This is a genomic window from Halorutilus salinus, from assembly GCF_026242195.1.
Lineage (GTDB): Archaea > Halobacteriota > Halobacteria > Halobacteriales > Halorutilaceae > Halorutilus > Halorutilus salinus.
Genome location: NZ_RKLV01000007.1, coordinates 92,212 through 106,519 on the forward strand (window position 1 = coordinate 92,212; position 14,308 = coordinate 106,519).

15 protein-coding genes and 1 tRNA gene are annotated in these 14,308 nt (G+C 61.3%); 6 read left to right on the forward strand and 10 right to left on the reverse strand.

Features of this window, described 5'->3' with window-relative positions; genetic code table 11:
• The first annotated feature begins 39 nt into the window (after window positions 1-39).
• Window positions 40-633: a KH domain-containing protein gene (locus EGH25_RS08320; RefSeq protein WP_266087534.1), complete on the forward strand. Its 594-nt coding sequence runs from the start codon at window positions 40-42 to the stop codon at window positions 631-633.
• Here the strand turns inward: EGH25_RS08320 and EGH25_RS08325 are convergent.
• Window positions 627-1,025, reverse strand: coding sequence for an acyl-CoA thioesterase (locus tag EGH25_RS08325; protein WP_266087536.1), 399 nt, complete (start codon window positions 1,023-1,025; stop codon window positions 627-629). The two genes, EGH25_RS08320 and EGH25_RS08325, sit on opposite strands and share 7 nt — an antisense overlap.
• Before the next feature lie 66 nt (window positions 1,026-1,091).
• On the opposite strand from EGH25_RS08325, the gene EGH25_RS08330 reads away from it, so the two are divergent.
• Window positions 1,092-1,625 carry a cob(I)yrinic acid a,c-diamide adenosyltransferase gene (locus EGH25_RS08330; protein WP_266087538.1) on the forward strand — a complete coding sequence of 178 codons (534 nt, stop codon included), beginning with the start codon at window positions 1,092-1,094 and terminating at the stop codon, window positions 1,623-1,625.
• On the opposite strand, the gene EGH25_RS08335 is transcribed toward EGH25_RS08330, so the two are convergent.
• A complete protein-coding gene (locus tag EGH25_RS08335; protein ID WP_266087539.1) occupies window positions 1,622-2,989 on the reverse strand; it encodes a heme-binding protein in 1,368 nt (455 codons plus the stop codon). The two genes, EGH25_RS08330 and EGH25_RS08335, sit on opposite strands and share 4 nt — an antisense overlap.
• A 39-nt stretch (window positions 2,990-3,028) precedes the next feature.
• Window positions 3,029-4,471, reverse strand: coding sequence for an HTTM domain-containing protein (locus EGH25_RS08340; RefSeq protein ID WP_266087540.1), 1,443 nt, complete (start codon window positions 4,469-4,471; stop codon window positions 3,029-3,031).
• A 72-nt stretch (window positions 4,472-4,543) separates the two neighbouring features.
• Between EGH25_RS08340 and EGH25_RS08345 the strand changes: the two genes are divergently transcribed.
• A complete protein-coding gene (locus EGH25_RS08345; protein ID WP_266087541.1) occupies window positions 4,544-5,122 on the forward strand; it encodes a DNA-3-methyladenine glycosylase family protein in 579 nt (192 codons plus the stop codon).
• 9 nt (window positions 5,123-5,131) lie between these two features.
• Here EGH25_RS08345 and EGH25_RS08350 read toward each other — a convergent pair whose 3' ends face one another.
• Complete coding sequence (locus EGH25_RS08350; RefSeq protein WP_338071891.1) at window positions 5,132-6,211, reverse strand: deoxyribonuclease IV; 1,080 nt, start codon at window positions 6,209-6,211, stop codon at window positions 5,132-5,134.
• Between the two features lie 54 nt (window positions 6,212-6,265).
• Window positions 6,266-7,063, reverse strand: coding sequence for a polyprenyl diphosphate synthase (gene uppS, locus EGH25_RS08355; protein WP_266087543.1), 798 nt, complete (start codon window positions 7,061-7,063; stop codon window positions 6,266-6,268).
• 288 nt (window positions 7,064-7,351) lie between these two features.
• On the opposite strand from uppS, the gene EGH25_RS08360 reads away from it, so the two are divergent.
• A complete protein-coding gene (locus tag EGH25_RS08360) occupies window positions 7,352-7,750 on the forward strand; it encodes a hypothetical protein (protein WP_266087544.1) in 399 nt (132 codons plus the stop codon).
• Window positions 7,747-8,607 (forward strand): aminotransferase class IV, encoded by an 861-nt coding sequence (locus tag EGH25_RS08365; RefSeq protein WP_266087545.1) that lies wholly within the window; start codon window positions 7,747-7,749, stop codon window positions 8,605-8,607. The genes EGH25_RS08360 and EGH25_RS08365 overlap by 4 nt, the downstream gene beginning before the upstream one ends.
• Before the next feature lies 1 nt (window position 8,608).
• On the opposite strand, the gene EGH25_RS08370 is transcribed toward EGH25_RS08365, so the two are convergent.
• From EGH25_RS08370 to EGH25_RS08390, 5 genes are all read right to left on the reverse strand, one after another.
• Window positions 8,609-9,571 (reverse strand): tyrosine--tRNA ligase, encoded by a 963-nt coding sequence (locus tag EGH25_RS08370; RefSeq protein ID WP_266087546.1) that lies wholly within the window; start codon window positions 9,569-9,571, stop codon window positions 8,609-8,611.
• Complete coding sequence (locus tag EGH25_RS08375) at window positions 9,568-10,407, reverse strand: GNAT family N-acetyltransferase (protein WP_266087548.1); 840 nt, start codon at window positions 10,405-10,407, stop codon at window positions 9,568-9,570. The genes EGH25_RS08370 and EGH25_RS08375 overlap by 4 nt, the downstream gene beginning before the upstream one ends.
• Window positions 10,404-11,624 (reverse strand): Glu-tRNA(Gln) amidotransferase subunit GatD, encoded by a 1,221-nt coding sequence (gene gatD / locus EGH25_RS08380; protein ID WP_266087550.1) that lies wholly within the window; start codon window positions 11,622-11,624, stop codon window positions 10,404-10,406. The genes EGH25_RS08375 and gatD overlap by 4 nt, the downstream gene beginning before the upstream one ends.
• Window positions 11,621-13,069 (reverse strand): argininosuccinate lyase, encoded by a 1,449-nt coding sequence (gene argH / locus EGH25_RS08385; protein WP_266087551.1) that lies wholly within the window; start codon window positions 13,067-13,069, stop codon window positions 11,621-11,623. The genes gatD and argH overlap by 4 nt, the downstream gene beginning before the upstream one ends.
• 69 nt (window positions 13,070-13,138) lie before the next feature.
• Window positions 13,139-13,972 (reverse strand): bacteriorhodopsin, encoded by an 834-nt coding sequence (locus EGH25_RS08390; protein WP_266087552.1) that lies wholly within the window; start codon window positions 13,970-13,972, stop codon window positions 13,139-13,141.
• Between the two features lie 139 nt (window positions 13,973-14,111).
• Here EGH25_RS08390 and EGH25_RS08395 point away from each other — a divergent pair.
• Window positions 14,112-14,184: transfer RNA gene (locus EGH25_RS08395), tRNA-Gln, on the forward strand.
• Window positions 14,185-14,308: the final 124 nt, after the last annotated feature.

Here is a 14,308-nt window from a genome sequence, read left to right on the forward strand (position 1 = left end):
GTTAAGTTTCTCGCCAACGTTAACCGAAAACAGCACGCGATGCCCGAACATTTCAAGATTCCTGACGACCGTATAGGCGTCCTGATAGGTACGGAAGGCGAGACAAAGGAGCTTATCGAGCGCCGAGCCGATGTCACCGTAGATGTCGATTCGGAGAGCGGTGCCGTCTCCGTGACGCGTTCCGACGACGGCGACCCGGTGCGTTCGCTAAAGGGTCCCCGCGTCGTGAAGGCGGTAGCGCGTGGCTTCCCGCCCCAAAGCGCACTCCGTCTGCTTGAGGACATCGACGGCGACGCAGAGATGGTGGTGTACGAGTCGATAAACATCAAGGATGCCGTCGGTAGCGACGGCGAGACACGAGCCAAGAAAGGGCGTCTCATAGGTAAGAACGGTAGGACGCGCGAACTCATGGAGGAGCTAACGGGCGCTGAGGTTCGTATCTACGGTAAGACGTTCGGGGCTATCGGTACACCCGAACAGGTCGAGGCGGCGACGACAGCGGCTGAGATGCTCCTCGACGGAGCGCCACACGGCACCGTCTACTCGTACATGGAGGAGAAGAGGAACGAGATGAACACCGCGGGGATCGAGTACAGACGTACGGGTGCGGACGCCGGCGCGGACGGTTACTGACCCTCGAATCTCTCCACCGTACTTCTCCAGTCCTCAGGAACCGCTCTTGGGTTACCGTCCTCGTCGACGGCTACCTGCACGGTTTCGGCGGTAGCGGCGAGCGTGCCGTCCGCCTCGATCCGGTACCCTGTCCTCATGCTTCTTTCGCCCATATCCGCCGTCCGTAGACCGACACGAACCTCTTCGCCGTGGTGTATCGGACGTTCGTAGTCGGCTTCGAGATGGGCGAGTACGAAGCCGAGTTCGTCGATCCCTAGGTCGAGTACGTCGTCGTAGTACGCGACGCGCGCCTGTTCAAGGTACGTCGCGTAGACGGCGTTGTTTACGTGTCCCATAGTGTCGAGGTCACGGAAACGTACGTCGAGTTGTGTTACGTATGGGTAGCCTTCCATCGTCGGCGATCTGAACGACGTTAGCTAAACCGTTACGGTATTTAACCGCGCGTCCGTCTATCCCGCATGAGAATCTACACGCGGAGAGGCGATGACGGGGAGACCGACCTCCGTAGCGGCGAACGCGTCCCCAAGTCGTCACGGCGTATCGAGGCGTACGGAACAGTAGACGGTGTGAACACGCGCGTCGGAACGGCGGCGACGGACGTGGACGACGATGACGTTCTCGACGCGCTCCAGACAGTCCAGAACGGTCTGTTCAAGGCGCAGGCTGACCTCGCAAACACCGACAAGGACGACGACGACCCGCGCGTAACCAACTCCGACATCGAACGCGTCGAGGCGCTCATAGACGGTTTCGACGACGAACTCGAACCCCTGACTAACTTCGTCCTACCCGGCGGGGCGCGTGCGGGCGCAAAGCTTCACGAGGCGCGTTCGGTTGCGCGTCGTGCCGAACGCCGTGCCGTCGCGCTCGACGAGGACGAGGATACGGGAAACGTCGTAAGCTACCTCAACCGTATCTCTGACCTTCTTTTCGTGCTCGCACGCGTCGTAAACTCGCGCGCGGGTGTCGAGGAAGACGCGCCGACGTACTAAACGAGGAAGACGTGGCGCGGACGGTCGTCGAGTACCTCGCGCCCCCAGTCTACGGTGTCGCGGAACTCGTCGCTACGGAAGAACTCGGTCGCGTCCTCCTTCGCCTCCCATCTGCTGGATATGAACATGTCGTTCTCGTCGCCGACGTTGGCGAGGAGACGCGTCTCAACGTGTCCGTCGGTGTCGTCAAGGAGTTCGCCAACGTCACCGAACCTGTCGACGAACTCCTCGCGGTACTCGGGCTTGACGGTGTAGAACATCCCCATGGTGCCGAAGCCTTCGCCCTCGCCCGCCTCACGGACGACGCCGGGCAGGTCGGCGACGTATCCGCTTGCCGTCTCGACGGCGTCCTGCGTATCCCAGAGCGAGACGACCGCCGTGTGTCCGTCGCCGTCGGTGTCGTCGTAGACGGCGGTCTTGACGTGTGTGTCGTACCTGTCGAAGTTGCCCGCGAGACCCTCGACCTCCTCGGCGAGTTCGTCGGTGCCCTCCTCGGAGAAGACGACGACAGCGTAGACATCCTCGCCGTGAGGCTTTCCGGCGTAGACGCCTTCCTCGTCGAGAACCTCGCGCACCGTCTCTCCGCCGTCTTCGTCCTCCTCAAAGGCGTCGCCCGTAGGCACCTGTTCGCCCGCGAGGTAGGCGTCGAGATCCGAGGGCGGAAAACGGATCCCCGTGTAGAAGGGTCCGAACTCGCTGTAGACGGCGCTCGCCTCGTCGAAACGCATGTCGTAGACGATGCCCTTTGCGTGTTTCATGTCGTCGGTGAACAGGTCGACACCCCACTCCCAGTCGTCGATACCGATAGAGCCGGAGATCAGCTGTTTTATTCTGCCGGCGTACTCCTCGCCCGACTCACGGTGTTCGCGCATCATCTCGTCACGGTGTTGGCGCGTCGTCTCGTACCAGTTCTGTTCGGGGTCGCGTTTACGGCTCATCGGGTAGAAGGAGACGAAACGGCTGTCTGGTATATCGGGGAAGAGCTTCGACCGTGCGTACTTGCTCAGGTCGCCGTCCTCGACATCCTCGTTGGTGTAGCCACCGACCTCCGTGACCGAGACGTGTGACGCGGTTTCGCGTGTGAACTCGGCAAGACGCGTGCGTTCGAACCTACGCTCGACGGCGTCGAGTTCCTCAACCGTCGGACGGATATGGAGAAACATCAGGTCAGCCTTGTCGCCGACGACTGAGTACACCGCCGTCCCGCCTTCGTCGACACCGTCGGCTCCCTCAAGATATTCGACAGCCTCGTCAACCGCACTTTCCTTCGTACGTTCGTCCGCCGAGTTCCAGTCCCCCCAGTTGAGCTTACGCATACCGTGGAGGAGGTACCATCCCTCGGCTTTGTCACGCGGTTCTGCCATAACGGAAGGTAGGTAGTTACGAAGTATAGTCCTGACGACTTAACCGCAGTCGTGTCTCACGACGCGGTAGCTTCGCTCCTCGTCAGCCCCGTTGAGAACGACCTCGCGCTCCGTATGCCATACCTCAACGTCGGCGTCGCCGTGTCCTTTTCCCGACGACCGACAGAGACTGTCCGCAAACGCATGCTGTCTCATCTCCGACGCGTCGTCGATACCGTTCAGGTAACGGTACCATAACGTCGACGGATACGCGTCGGCTGTACGTCGCGGAGCATACCGAACCGAGCCGTCCGTTTCAGCAACCGTGTCGGGGAAGACGTACGTACCGTCACCGTCCGCGGGTTCGACAGACGCTGTATACCATCCGTACGTACCCTCAGGCGTCGGCGAGTACATCTTCCACGCGTACTCGCCGGGGTCAACACCGCCCGCGTCGGGTGCGTCGACGTATCCGAGCGCCGCACCCTGCCAGAACAGAACCGCCGAGACGACGGTAACCGCGACGACGGTACCGGCGCGTACCCGAAGAAGTGAACCCGACGTGACGGTACGGACGCGTGAAACGGCGTGTAACCGGCGCGGGGGTAGGGACGCGACACCGTCCGACGGAAGCTGTTTCTCGACACGATCCCAGAAGACGGGTGGCAGGAAAAGAACGAGTGCAGAGATGACGACGACGGGGAAGACGCCGAGACGGAGCGTTAGAGCCATCACTGTATGTGCGACGATGAAGGAGAGCGCGAACGCGGCGCGGAGCCATCCGGTGAGAGCGACGAGGAGGAAGGAGACCGTGAGCATCGCAACCCAGACCCAGTTTACGGCTTCGAGCACGAAGGGAAACTGAGCGAGGTAAGGTCCGGCGAGGACTGTCACGGTTTCGAGACCGAAGACGCGTCTGACGGCTTCGCCGCTCATCCAGGGTTCGCCGCGGTACCGCAGGACGGCGTTCGAAGAGTAGATTACGAGGATAAACAGGAGGGGGGCGACGGTGGGTGCGCTCAGCACGGAGCCGGGCGCCTCGTCGTCACGTCCGACTGCGTCGACAGACCACCGCGCTCCGAGGGGTGTAAAGACGGAAAGGAGAAGAAGGACGGCGAGCATCGTATCGCCGCCGTTGAGAACGAACGGGTTGCGCGCGTACATCGAGACGTGAAGCACCAGCGCAACGGACGCCGCTGTCCGTGAACGGAGACCGACGAGCAAGGCGAGCGCGGAGACAGCCGATACGGAGACAAGAACGATCTGCACCCAGACCGCGCCTGACAGACCGTGTAACGACAGACGCGCGAGCGACGGAAACAGTTGAGCGAGCACGTCGCGCGGAAGGACGCCCGCGTCGGTGTAGAAGACGCCGAGACCGCGTGCGCGCATCGAGAGATCCGCAAGAAGCGACAGTCCGAGCGTAACACGGAAGACGGCGACCGCGCGCGTGTCGACGGCAAGGCGTCGGCGTACGGCGTCGCGCACCGTCTCTGCGTCCATCATGCTCAGAAAGGCGACGCGCCGAATATTTCTTTCCGTCCTTCTTTTGCTCCTGCGCGCCGAAACACATACATGGATCCCTACGACAGCCTACGCGCCGACGAAACAATGGCGTCGCTCGTCGACGGTTTCGGACGTATCGAGGTCGAACCCGCCGACGACGGCGAGGAGTTCCGTGGACTCGTCGTCTCGCTCACCAACCAAGCCGTAAGCACCGAGTCCGCACGCGCCGTACGGTCGCGCCTTTTCGAGACGCTCGGCGACGTGACGCCCGAATCGGTTCTCGAAACCGCGCCCGAAGAACTCGCGTCGTCGGGAATAGGAGAAACGAAGGCTGGATACGTACGTGAGACGGCGCGCGCCTTCCGCGACGGCGACTACGGACGCGGTGCGTTCGACGACGCGACGGACGACGAGGTTCGTGACGCGCTAACCGAGATACGCGGTATCGGAGACTGGACGGCGAATATGTACCTCATCTTCGTACTCGGACGCGACGACGTTCTGCCTCTCGGCGACCTTGCGGTACGGCGCGGTATCGAAGGTCTGTACGGCGTCGAGACGCGCGACGGGATGCGCGAGGTCGCGGAGAACTGGAAGCCGTACAGGAGCTACGGAACGCGGTACGTCTGGGCTTGGTACGAGGCGTAGAGTCCGATCCTATATCTTGTACTCGCCTTTGTTCTCCGGCTCCGAAACGAACTCCCAGTGTCCGCACAGTTCGTTCCATCTCTCCTCAACCGAGCCTTCCTCGCTCTCCCTGAGCAGTTCCACGAGTTCTTCCGGCTTTGCATCGACCCCCTCGTACTCCTGTATAGCGCCTACCGCCTTCTCAGCCACCAAGCTAGCGGTTCCTTCGGAACAGCCGAACCCATCGCGTATCTCGGCGGCGTAGTCCTCTTCCGACGGGTCTCGTACCAGAGACCGCACGCGTTCGATGTTCTCCTCGTAACTCTTTCCATCGGACGTAGGCGTCTCTAATACCATAGGCAGTTCCTCAAACTCGTCTGCGTTGACGACGTTACGGAAGCCCTCGTCGCTTATCTCTCCCTCGCCTATATGCTCGTGGTTGTCCTTCTCGCTACCGAGCGGATCCTTAGAGTCGTTGAGATGGAGGAGTTCGACGTGTTCGAGACCGAGTTCGGCGTCGAGTTCTTCGAGCACACCGTCGAAGCCGTCTGCGAGGTCGTACCCACCAGCGTGCGCGTGGCACGTGTCGATACAGACGCCGAGGTCGTCGTTGGGTGTCTCCGTCCTGTCGAGCATCTCGCGTAACTGGGAGAACTTCTTTCCGAGCGTCGTCCCCTTCCCCGCGGTGTTCTCGAAGAGAAGCGTCGTCCCGTCGGGTATTTCGAGCGCGTCGACGCCGTCGGCGATACGGTCAAGTCCGCTCTCGACACCCGAACCCGTGTGCGCTCCGGGATGGAAGACGACGTACTCGGCACCCAGTGCGTGCGCGGCGTAGAGTTCCTGCTGAAGACAGTCGACGGAGTCCTCCATAAGGTCGTCCTTGGGTGTAGCGAGGTTGACGAGGTAGGTCGAATGTACGGCGTACGGCGACTGTCCCGCCTCGGCGCGCGCCTCACGGAAAGCCTCCACATCTTCGTCGTCGTACTCGGCGACGCTCCACGTACGCGGCGAACCCGCGAATATCTGACCGCAGTTACCGCCTACGTCCTCCTCGCGCTCTATCGCCTTCTCCACGCCGCCTGAGACGGATACGTGCGCTCCTATACGCATACACCGACTTGGTGCGACCCCCGCAAAACGCGTTCGGTATGGTGCGCGACGCTCTCAGTCAGCCGGCTCCTCGGACGCAAGAGGGGCGCGGGTCGTCGTTGTCGACCCTCCTTCGTCGTTGTAGGAGACGACTGCCTTCAGGAACTCGTGACGTTCAAACCCGGGCCAGTACGAGTCACAGAAGTAGACCTGTGCCTCCGCGCCGCGCGCCTGCCAAGGAAGGAAGTTCGACGTGCGCCGTTCACCGCCCGTACGTACAAAAAGATCGACCTCCGACCGTAGACGTAGACGTGACTCAACCGTTGATGAGCCGATGGATTCGGGCGAAACGATACCGTCCTCCACGTCACGCCCGAGACGACGCGCCGCCTCTACGATCTCCTCGCGTCCCCCGTAAGCCAGAGCGATGTTTATCCTCCGCGCGTCGTATCCCCGTGTCTCCTCCTCGACGTGGGAGACGGCTTCACGCACGCGTTCGGGAAGACGCTCTATATCACCGATACCGCGCACACGGACGTTTCTCTCGTGAACCTCGTCGCTCTCGGCGAGTTCGTTAAGCTTCTCGGCGATTATATCGAAAAGACGTTCGAGTTCGTCCCCGTCACGCCCGAAGTTCTCGGTTGAGAAGGCGTAAAGCGTCAGCTCCTCGATCCCGGCTTCGTACGCCCAGTCGAGAACCCGTTCTGTCTTTTGGGCACCCTCCGAGTGACCCTCCTCGGGTTCGTCTCCCTTGGTACGCGCGTACCGTCTGTTTCCGTCCTGCACGACCGCAAGATGACGCGGTACTTCGGTCGACGAAAGCTTCCGCTCCAGATAGGCTTCGTAGACGCCGAGCGCGATGTCCTTCAGCATCCGACTTGTCCATCATACCTACGTCTGTGTATTCAACGTAACGAAACGAGTCAGTCCTGTGTGTCTTCCTCGTCGTCGTCGGAGTACGTCTCTATTATCTCGGCAAGCGACTCGGGATCCTCGTTCTTCTCCTTCTTCGTAACGGCTACTGAGTTCATAATTAGCAAAGAATTATCATGAAGCCATATAACGTTTCCGCAGAGCCGTCGGAACGGTCGTACGGATGGATCGCCGACTCAGACGGTTCACGAACGCCACGGATAAGAACCACGGTGCCTTCCACACGACATGGAGAGCTATACTTTGAGACGTGCCGACGACGAGACGGCGCAGAAGGTCGCAACCGTCGTCGTCGAGAGGTTCGACATCGAAGCCGTCCGTATACGTGGACTCGCGGAAGCCGTACGTGCCTCAGGCGATGAAGATGTCGTCCCCGACGGTGCGACGGGGTACTTCGAGGAGGAGATCGACGGCGAGGATGTCGACTCCGTGGTCGATGCGCTCGGTTCGCTCACGCGCGTCGTTATCTACGCCGACTCCCCCGTCTTCGCTTGGTTTGAGGACGGGAAGGTGCGTTTCCGCGGCGACGAAGAGGTCTTAGACGCGGTTGACGAAGAGGGCGTATCGGCTTCGGTTGCGTCCGAAACCCCCGAATCGGTCGTGGAAGAGATGACGGACGACGGATGACCACGCGACGCGACGACCTCGGTGAGGAGACACGCGTCCTGGTGGAGGAGGACGGCGAGAGACGCGTCGGAAACGCGGGCGATCTGTCCGTCTCGGCTCTCGACCGTGGACTGCTGTACGGCGACGGTGTCTTCGAGACGTTACGGTGCTACGGTGGAGCGCCCGCGTTCGTCGAAAGGCACACATCGCGGCTCAACGAGGCGCTCGAAGCCGCGTACTTCGGTATCCGTTTCGGTGCTTCGGACGTTGAGGACTACGTCGAGGATGTCATAGAGCCGTTTCCGTCGCGCGACCCATACGTACGTCTGACGGTCACGCGCGGCAGACGCGACGGCTTGCTCGAACCCACGGAGGGAACGCCGACGGTTGTCGTCCACGCGAAGCCGGTCGACCGACATCGTTACCCATCCGCAACGGTCGAGACGGCGTCGGAACCGCGTCCCGCCGGTGTCGTCGGGAGCCACAAGACGGCGTGCTACCTCCCCAACGTCGTGGCGCGCGCCGAAACGAGCGCGACGGCGGACGAGGCGTTGATGCTCGCCGACGGACATGTAAGGTCGGGAACCGTCTCGAACGTCTTTACTGTCCATGACGGCACGGTCGGGACGCCGGAGGCGGGGATCAGAGAAGGCGTTACGCGCGAGGTCGTGCTCGAAACAGCCGACGAGAAAGGGTACGAGACAGATGTCGGCGAAACGACGGTCGAAGACGCCGACGCCGTCTTTCTGACCAACACCACGTGGGGCGTCCGTCCTGTCGAGAAAATCGACGGGCGCGCTTACGACGCCGAACATCCTGTCGTTGAGGAACTCGCCGACGCGTATCTGGAACGCGCCCTTAGCTCCGCTTCTCTCTGACCTAAATCTTCTCGCGCCCTTCCTCAACGAGACCGTCGACGTAGCCGACGAGCGCCTCCTTGGCGTCCTGCGGATGTAGCTCTCCGGAGTCGAGGTCGTTGGCGAGTCCCTCGTACGACATGTACTCAAGGTCGCCGCCGTACTTCTCCGGACGTTCGACGACCACCTTCTCGAAACGCGGGAAGATATGGTAACGGTAGATCTCGGCGACGGGGTTTCCGTCGGTACCCGGCGGACAGTAAGCGTCGAGTATCTTGTCCCGTATATCCTCGCGCGAGTCGTCCATCGCCACCGGGTCGCCCTCGCTCGAAGACATCTTGTCGTCCCCGCCTTCGAGAGAGGTCAGTATAGGTGTATGGAGCGCCGTCGGTGCTTCGTAGCCGATGTCGGGGAGATGGTCGCGTGCGAGCATATGTATCTTACGCTGGTCGATACCCCCGACTGCGAGGTCAATGTCGAGACGCGCTATGTCGACCGCCTGCATCAACGGGTACCATATCTGACCGACGTTTGGGTTCTCTTCCTCACGTGCGACCTCAGACATACTCCTGCGTGCCCTGTTGAGAGTGACACGGACGGCGAGCGACTGAACATCGAGCGTGTAGTCGTCGTCCAACTGGAACTCGCTTCCGAGGACGAACTCCGTCCTGTCCTCGTCGAGACCGAACGCCACGAAGCCCTCGCGCATACGTTCCGCCGTCTCCTGTATCCCGTCGAAGCTACCCTTTCCGTTGAGGTAGGCGTGTACGTCGGCGAGGAGCACCACGACCTCCATACCCGCGTCCTGAAGGTCGATAAGCTTGTTCGCCGTGAGCATATGTCCTATATGCAGTACACCGCTCGGTTCGTATCCGACGTATGCGCGCTTTCCTTGGGGGTCGTCGGCTATCTCGTGTGCCTCCTCGTCCGTCACTACCTCCTCGGCGTTACGTGTAATAAGCTCGTATCTCTCTTGGGCGTTCACTGAATCACCTTTTCGTAGATATGGTCGTGCCTGTCGAAGTCGTATCCGGCTTGGTCGAAGGCGTCGACCGTCTGATCGTCGGGTACGAATACGACCGCGTCGTGTATCTCGCGTTCGCGTGCCTCACCTCGTATGTCGAGGGCGAACTGCGAAACGTAACGCGGTTCCGACCAGACGAAGCCGAGAACGAGTTCGGTACGGCGTTCCTCACCCGTCTCGTTGATCCGCGTCCCGTCGCAGAGGGCGATACCACGTACCTCACCGTCCTCGACGAAGCCGAGAACCTCGCCTTCGTATCCGTTGACGGAGTCGGGAACCGACCACATACGCCAGTCGGACGTTGCGTAAAGACCGTCGACGGCTTCGAAGGCTTCGGTGCCGCGCACGACCTCCAACGACTCGTCGAAGTTGGCGGGTTCGAGCGCCGAGCCGTAAGGGAAGCCGAAGCCGCGTCCGTGTCTCACGGTTGCGGTGCGTCCGAAGCCCACGGATTCAAGGAACGAAACACCGGCTTCGTTTCCGTCGAAAGCCATACAGCGGACGACGGAGACGCCGCGATCCGCTGTACGTTCGACGACACCGTCTACGAGAGCCGATGCGATGCCCTCGCGTCTGTAATCCTCGTCGACACGTAGACCTTCAAGCCACGCCTCGTCGTCGCGCGTCACACCGTGTACCGTCCCTACGGGACGTCCGTCCGCGTCTGCGACGAGAGTCACGCCCTCATCGAGCCAGTCGTCCCAGGCATCCGGGACGTAGTCCCAGCCGTCCCATGTGGAGTCGGCGAACGCCGTCACGGCGTCGATATCCTCGGCGCGGGCGTCGCGTACAGTCACGTCCATGGTCTCGATGACCGCGTGAGTTCGCCCGCTATCTCTTCGCGCATCGCTTCCTCGGGTTCGTCGGCGTTCCGGAGCGCCCACATGAGCTTGACGTACGCGGTTTCGGGCAACGTATCCTCCGCCTCCACCACACCCGCGTCGAGCAGGTCACGTCCCGTGTCGTATACACGGTCGCAGACACGTCCTTCGATGCACTGCGAGGTCATGACAACGACACCGTCGTGCGCGTCTATGGTATCTATCCAGTCCGTGTGTGTATGTCCGAGGCCCGTACCTTCGATAACGACGCCGTCGGCGGAACCGTCGATGACCGAGGCGTCCTTTCCGGGCGTGAACTTGACGTGCTGGACGTTCTCGTTGAACGAACCGTTCACCGTTACGTCCCCGTCACCTCGGTTCCCGACCTCATCACGGCGTCGCCATTCAACGTCACCCGTCTCGTAGTCCACCTTTCCGACGGGGTGCCGACCCACGGTCTCGAAGGCGTCACGTCGGGACGTATGGCTCTTCCTCACGCGCGTACCCCGGTGTAACGTGCATTCGCCGTCGCTCCTGTCGGCGTGCATACAGACGAAGACGCCCGACACGTCCGACTTCGCCGTCTCTACCGCACAGACGGCGTTGACGACGTTGTCGCTCGACGGACGGTCGGCGGAACGCTGTGAACCGACGAAGACGACGGGGACGGGCGTGTCAAGAGCGAACGAGACGGCGCTCGCGCTGTACGCCATCGTATCCGTACCGTGCATAACCACGACGCCGTCAGCGCCTTCTTCTATCTCGTCGCCTACGGCACGCGCGAGTTCGCCCCACCGTTGTGGCGTCATGTTCTCGCTGAGTATGTTGGAGACGACGCGTCCGCGGTAGTTGGCGCGCCCCGCGAGTTCGGGTACTGCGCGCAGAACGTCCTCGGCGTCGAACTGCGCCGTCACAGCTCCCGTACGGTAGTCGACTGTTGAGGCTATCGTACCGCCCGTCGATATGAGCGCGACCGTCGGGAGATCTTCGTCGTCTCCGAGAGCCACGTCGTGTTCGACACCCTGTTCCTCAACCTCACCAACGACCTCGACGTTCGCCTCGTCGCGCGCCACACCGACGTTGTAGCCGTCGTCTAACTTTACGACGACCTGTTCGTCGTCGGACGAAGGCATAACGACGCCTTCGAATACCGATCCTTGTTTCTCGACACGTACCCTGTCACCCTCGGTCATCTTATCTCCTCCACGGCTTCGTTAAGCATCTCTTCGGATAGTTCGAGGTCTTCCTCCAAGCTATTCAACGTGTCCATGTCGGCTTCGAGCGCGTCGCGCGCCTCGTCCAAGAGACCTTCGTCACCCGGCGCGCCGTACGAGTCGTGGCTTTCGACGCATCCGCGCGGTTCGAGTGCGTTTTCCAGCCTCTCGTCGTCGAGTTCGAGCGCGTCGCCCGTCACCTCCCTGAATACGTCACGGACGTCGTCGGCGGTCGGTTTGTCAGTCTGCTCCGCCACGGACGCGACGACGTGGTGTGCGGTACGGAACGCGATACCCGTTTCGCGGACGAGCGCGTCGGCGAGTTCGGTAGCCCCCACGAAGCCGTCCTCGACCGTCGCGCGCGCCGAACCGCGGTCGAACCCCGCGGTATCGATAACACCCGCGAGGACACGGCACGACGAACGCGCCGCGTCGAAGGCTTCCCAGATCCTCCCCGTCGCCTCCTGCAGATCACGGTTGTACGCCGAGGGAAGACCCTTGAGGTTGGTTACGGTAGCCGTCAGCGCACCGTGTACGGTCGCTGTCTTTCCACGCGCTAACTCGGCGGTGTCGGGGTTCTTCTTCTGTGGCATTATCGACGAGGTGCTCGCGTACGCGTCGTCGAACTCGACTATACCGAACTCGTGACTGCTCCACAGAACGAGGTCCTCACAGAGACGTGACAGTGTGACGGAGGCGTTTAGCGCCGACGAGACGGACTCTACGGCAAAGCCGCGTGATGCGACACCGTCCATGCTGTTACGCGTCGGACGGTCGAAGCCCAGAAGCTCCGCGGTTCTCTCCCTGTCGATACCGAACGACGTACCGGCGAACGCCGCGCTTCCGAGCGGGGACTCGTTGACACGTCCGTAGGCGTCGGCGAGACGCCCGAAGTCACGCTCAAGCGCCGCATCGTACGACAGGAGATGGTGTCCGATGGTGGTGGGCTGGGCACGCTGTAGATGGGTGTACCCCGACACGAGGTAGTCGTCCGTCTCCTCCGCACGGTCGACGAGCGCCGAACGGAGCGCGAGAACGTCCCTCATACCGCCGAGGAGTTCGTCACGGAGAGCGATACGTATGCAGGTCGCTACCTCGTCGTTCCGCGACCGTGCCGTATGTAGACGCCCGCCCGTATCCTCACCGACGCGTTCGACCACCTCCGCCTCTATCGCCGGATGTACGTCCTCGTGCGTTCCGTCGAGTGCGTCGAAACCCCCCTCCTCAACCTCGTCGAGAGCGCCGAGTATCGCGCGGGCATCGTCTTCCGAGACGATACCGCACTCTGCGAGCGTGACGACGTGCGCCCTACCCACGTCGATATCCGCGCCGAAGATACGCCGGTCGGAGCCGAACGACGACAGGAAGCCGTCCACCTCGTCGTCGGTCGCTCCGAGCCTACCGCGACGGAGTATGTCGGTCATACTTGACGGTTCGTTTCCGCGCGCATAAACGTACCGTCAGACGACACAGAGGGCGTATACCCGTCTCGTCTATATGTCAAGACCCCAGCCGTCGCCGCCTGTGACCTCTTCGGGTTCGTCTATGACGTAGAGGACGACGAGGAAGGTGAAAAGGTACTTTGCGAATATATCGAAGACGCTGTACCCCCACGACGTGAGAGCGACGTTTTCGATGAGCGCTAGACCTTCGTTGCCGACACCCCACCACACCGTGTATCCGAACCAGAGGACGACGGTCAGTATCTTCAGCTTGCTGAATATACCCTTCGTACCCGTGCGTTCCGCGTCCTTGGGCCACTCAACGAGGAGTATGTAGACGACCACGAGGAAGAAGGAGACGCTGACGAGGTACCAGAACCATCTGAGCACGTAACTCGACGTCGTCAGTGCGGCGGCGAGACCGGTTATCATGATACCGACATCAAAGACTATGGCGGTGAATATCTTTGTGAGGTTCGACCCCGCTATGAGTCCGAGGGCGAGGAGTATGAACGGTGTCGAGAACGCCCACGTGAGATACCTACCCCACAGCGAGACCACCTCTTCGCCTCCGAGCGCGTGCCCTGCCGGCATTTCGAGCATGCTTATCGTCATACCGGAGAACAGACCCGTGTAGCTCGAAACCGAGACAGCGGATATCATCATACACGAGACTATTATCAGCTTCGCGCGCGGATCCGTGACGTCCTTTGCTATGTACGCGATGGCGAGCAAGGTCAGCCCCGCGAGCGCTATGTTCACGTACAGAGACGATGCCAACAGAGAGTCACCCATCACTACCTCGTTAAAAATCTCCGACTGTGACATGTCTGTCTGCGCCGGGAACTGTGCTAACGAACCGAGCGATATCGGTGTTACTGACATCAGATCTTACCCCGGTGCTACTACAGGTTAACAACATATCAATCCACGTGCCGTATCACCATACGCACAACCCACCCGAACCGGTGCACCGATGTACGACCGAAGGAGATATACGCCCGCCGCAACCATCTTCGTATGAAGCTCCGTGGTGTAGCGGTCAATCATAACGGCCTTTGGAGCCGTTGACGGCGGTTCGAATCCGCCCGGAGCTACTTTCTGCGGATGAGAGCCAAGGAGTGTAGCGAAGCGGAACGACTGCGGTTCGAATCCGCCCGGAGCTACTTTCTGCGGATGAGAGCCAAGGAGTGTAGCGAAGCGGAACGACTGCGGTTCGAA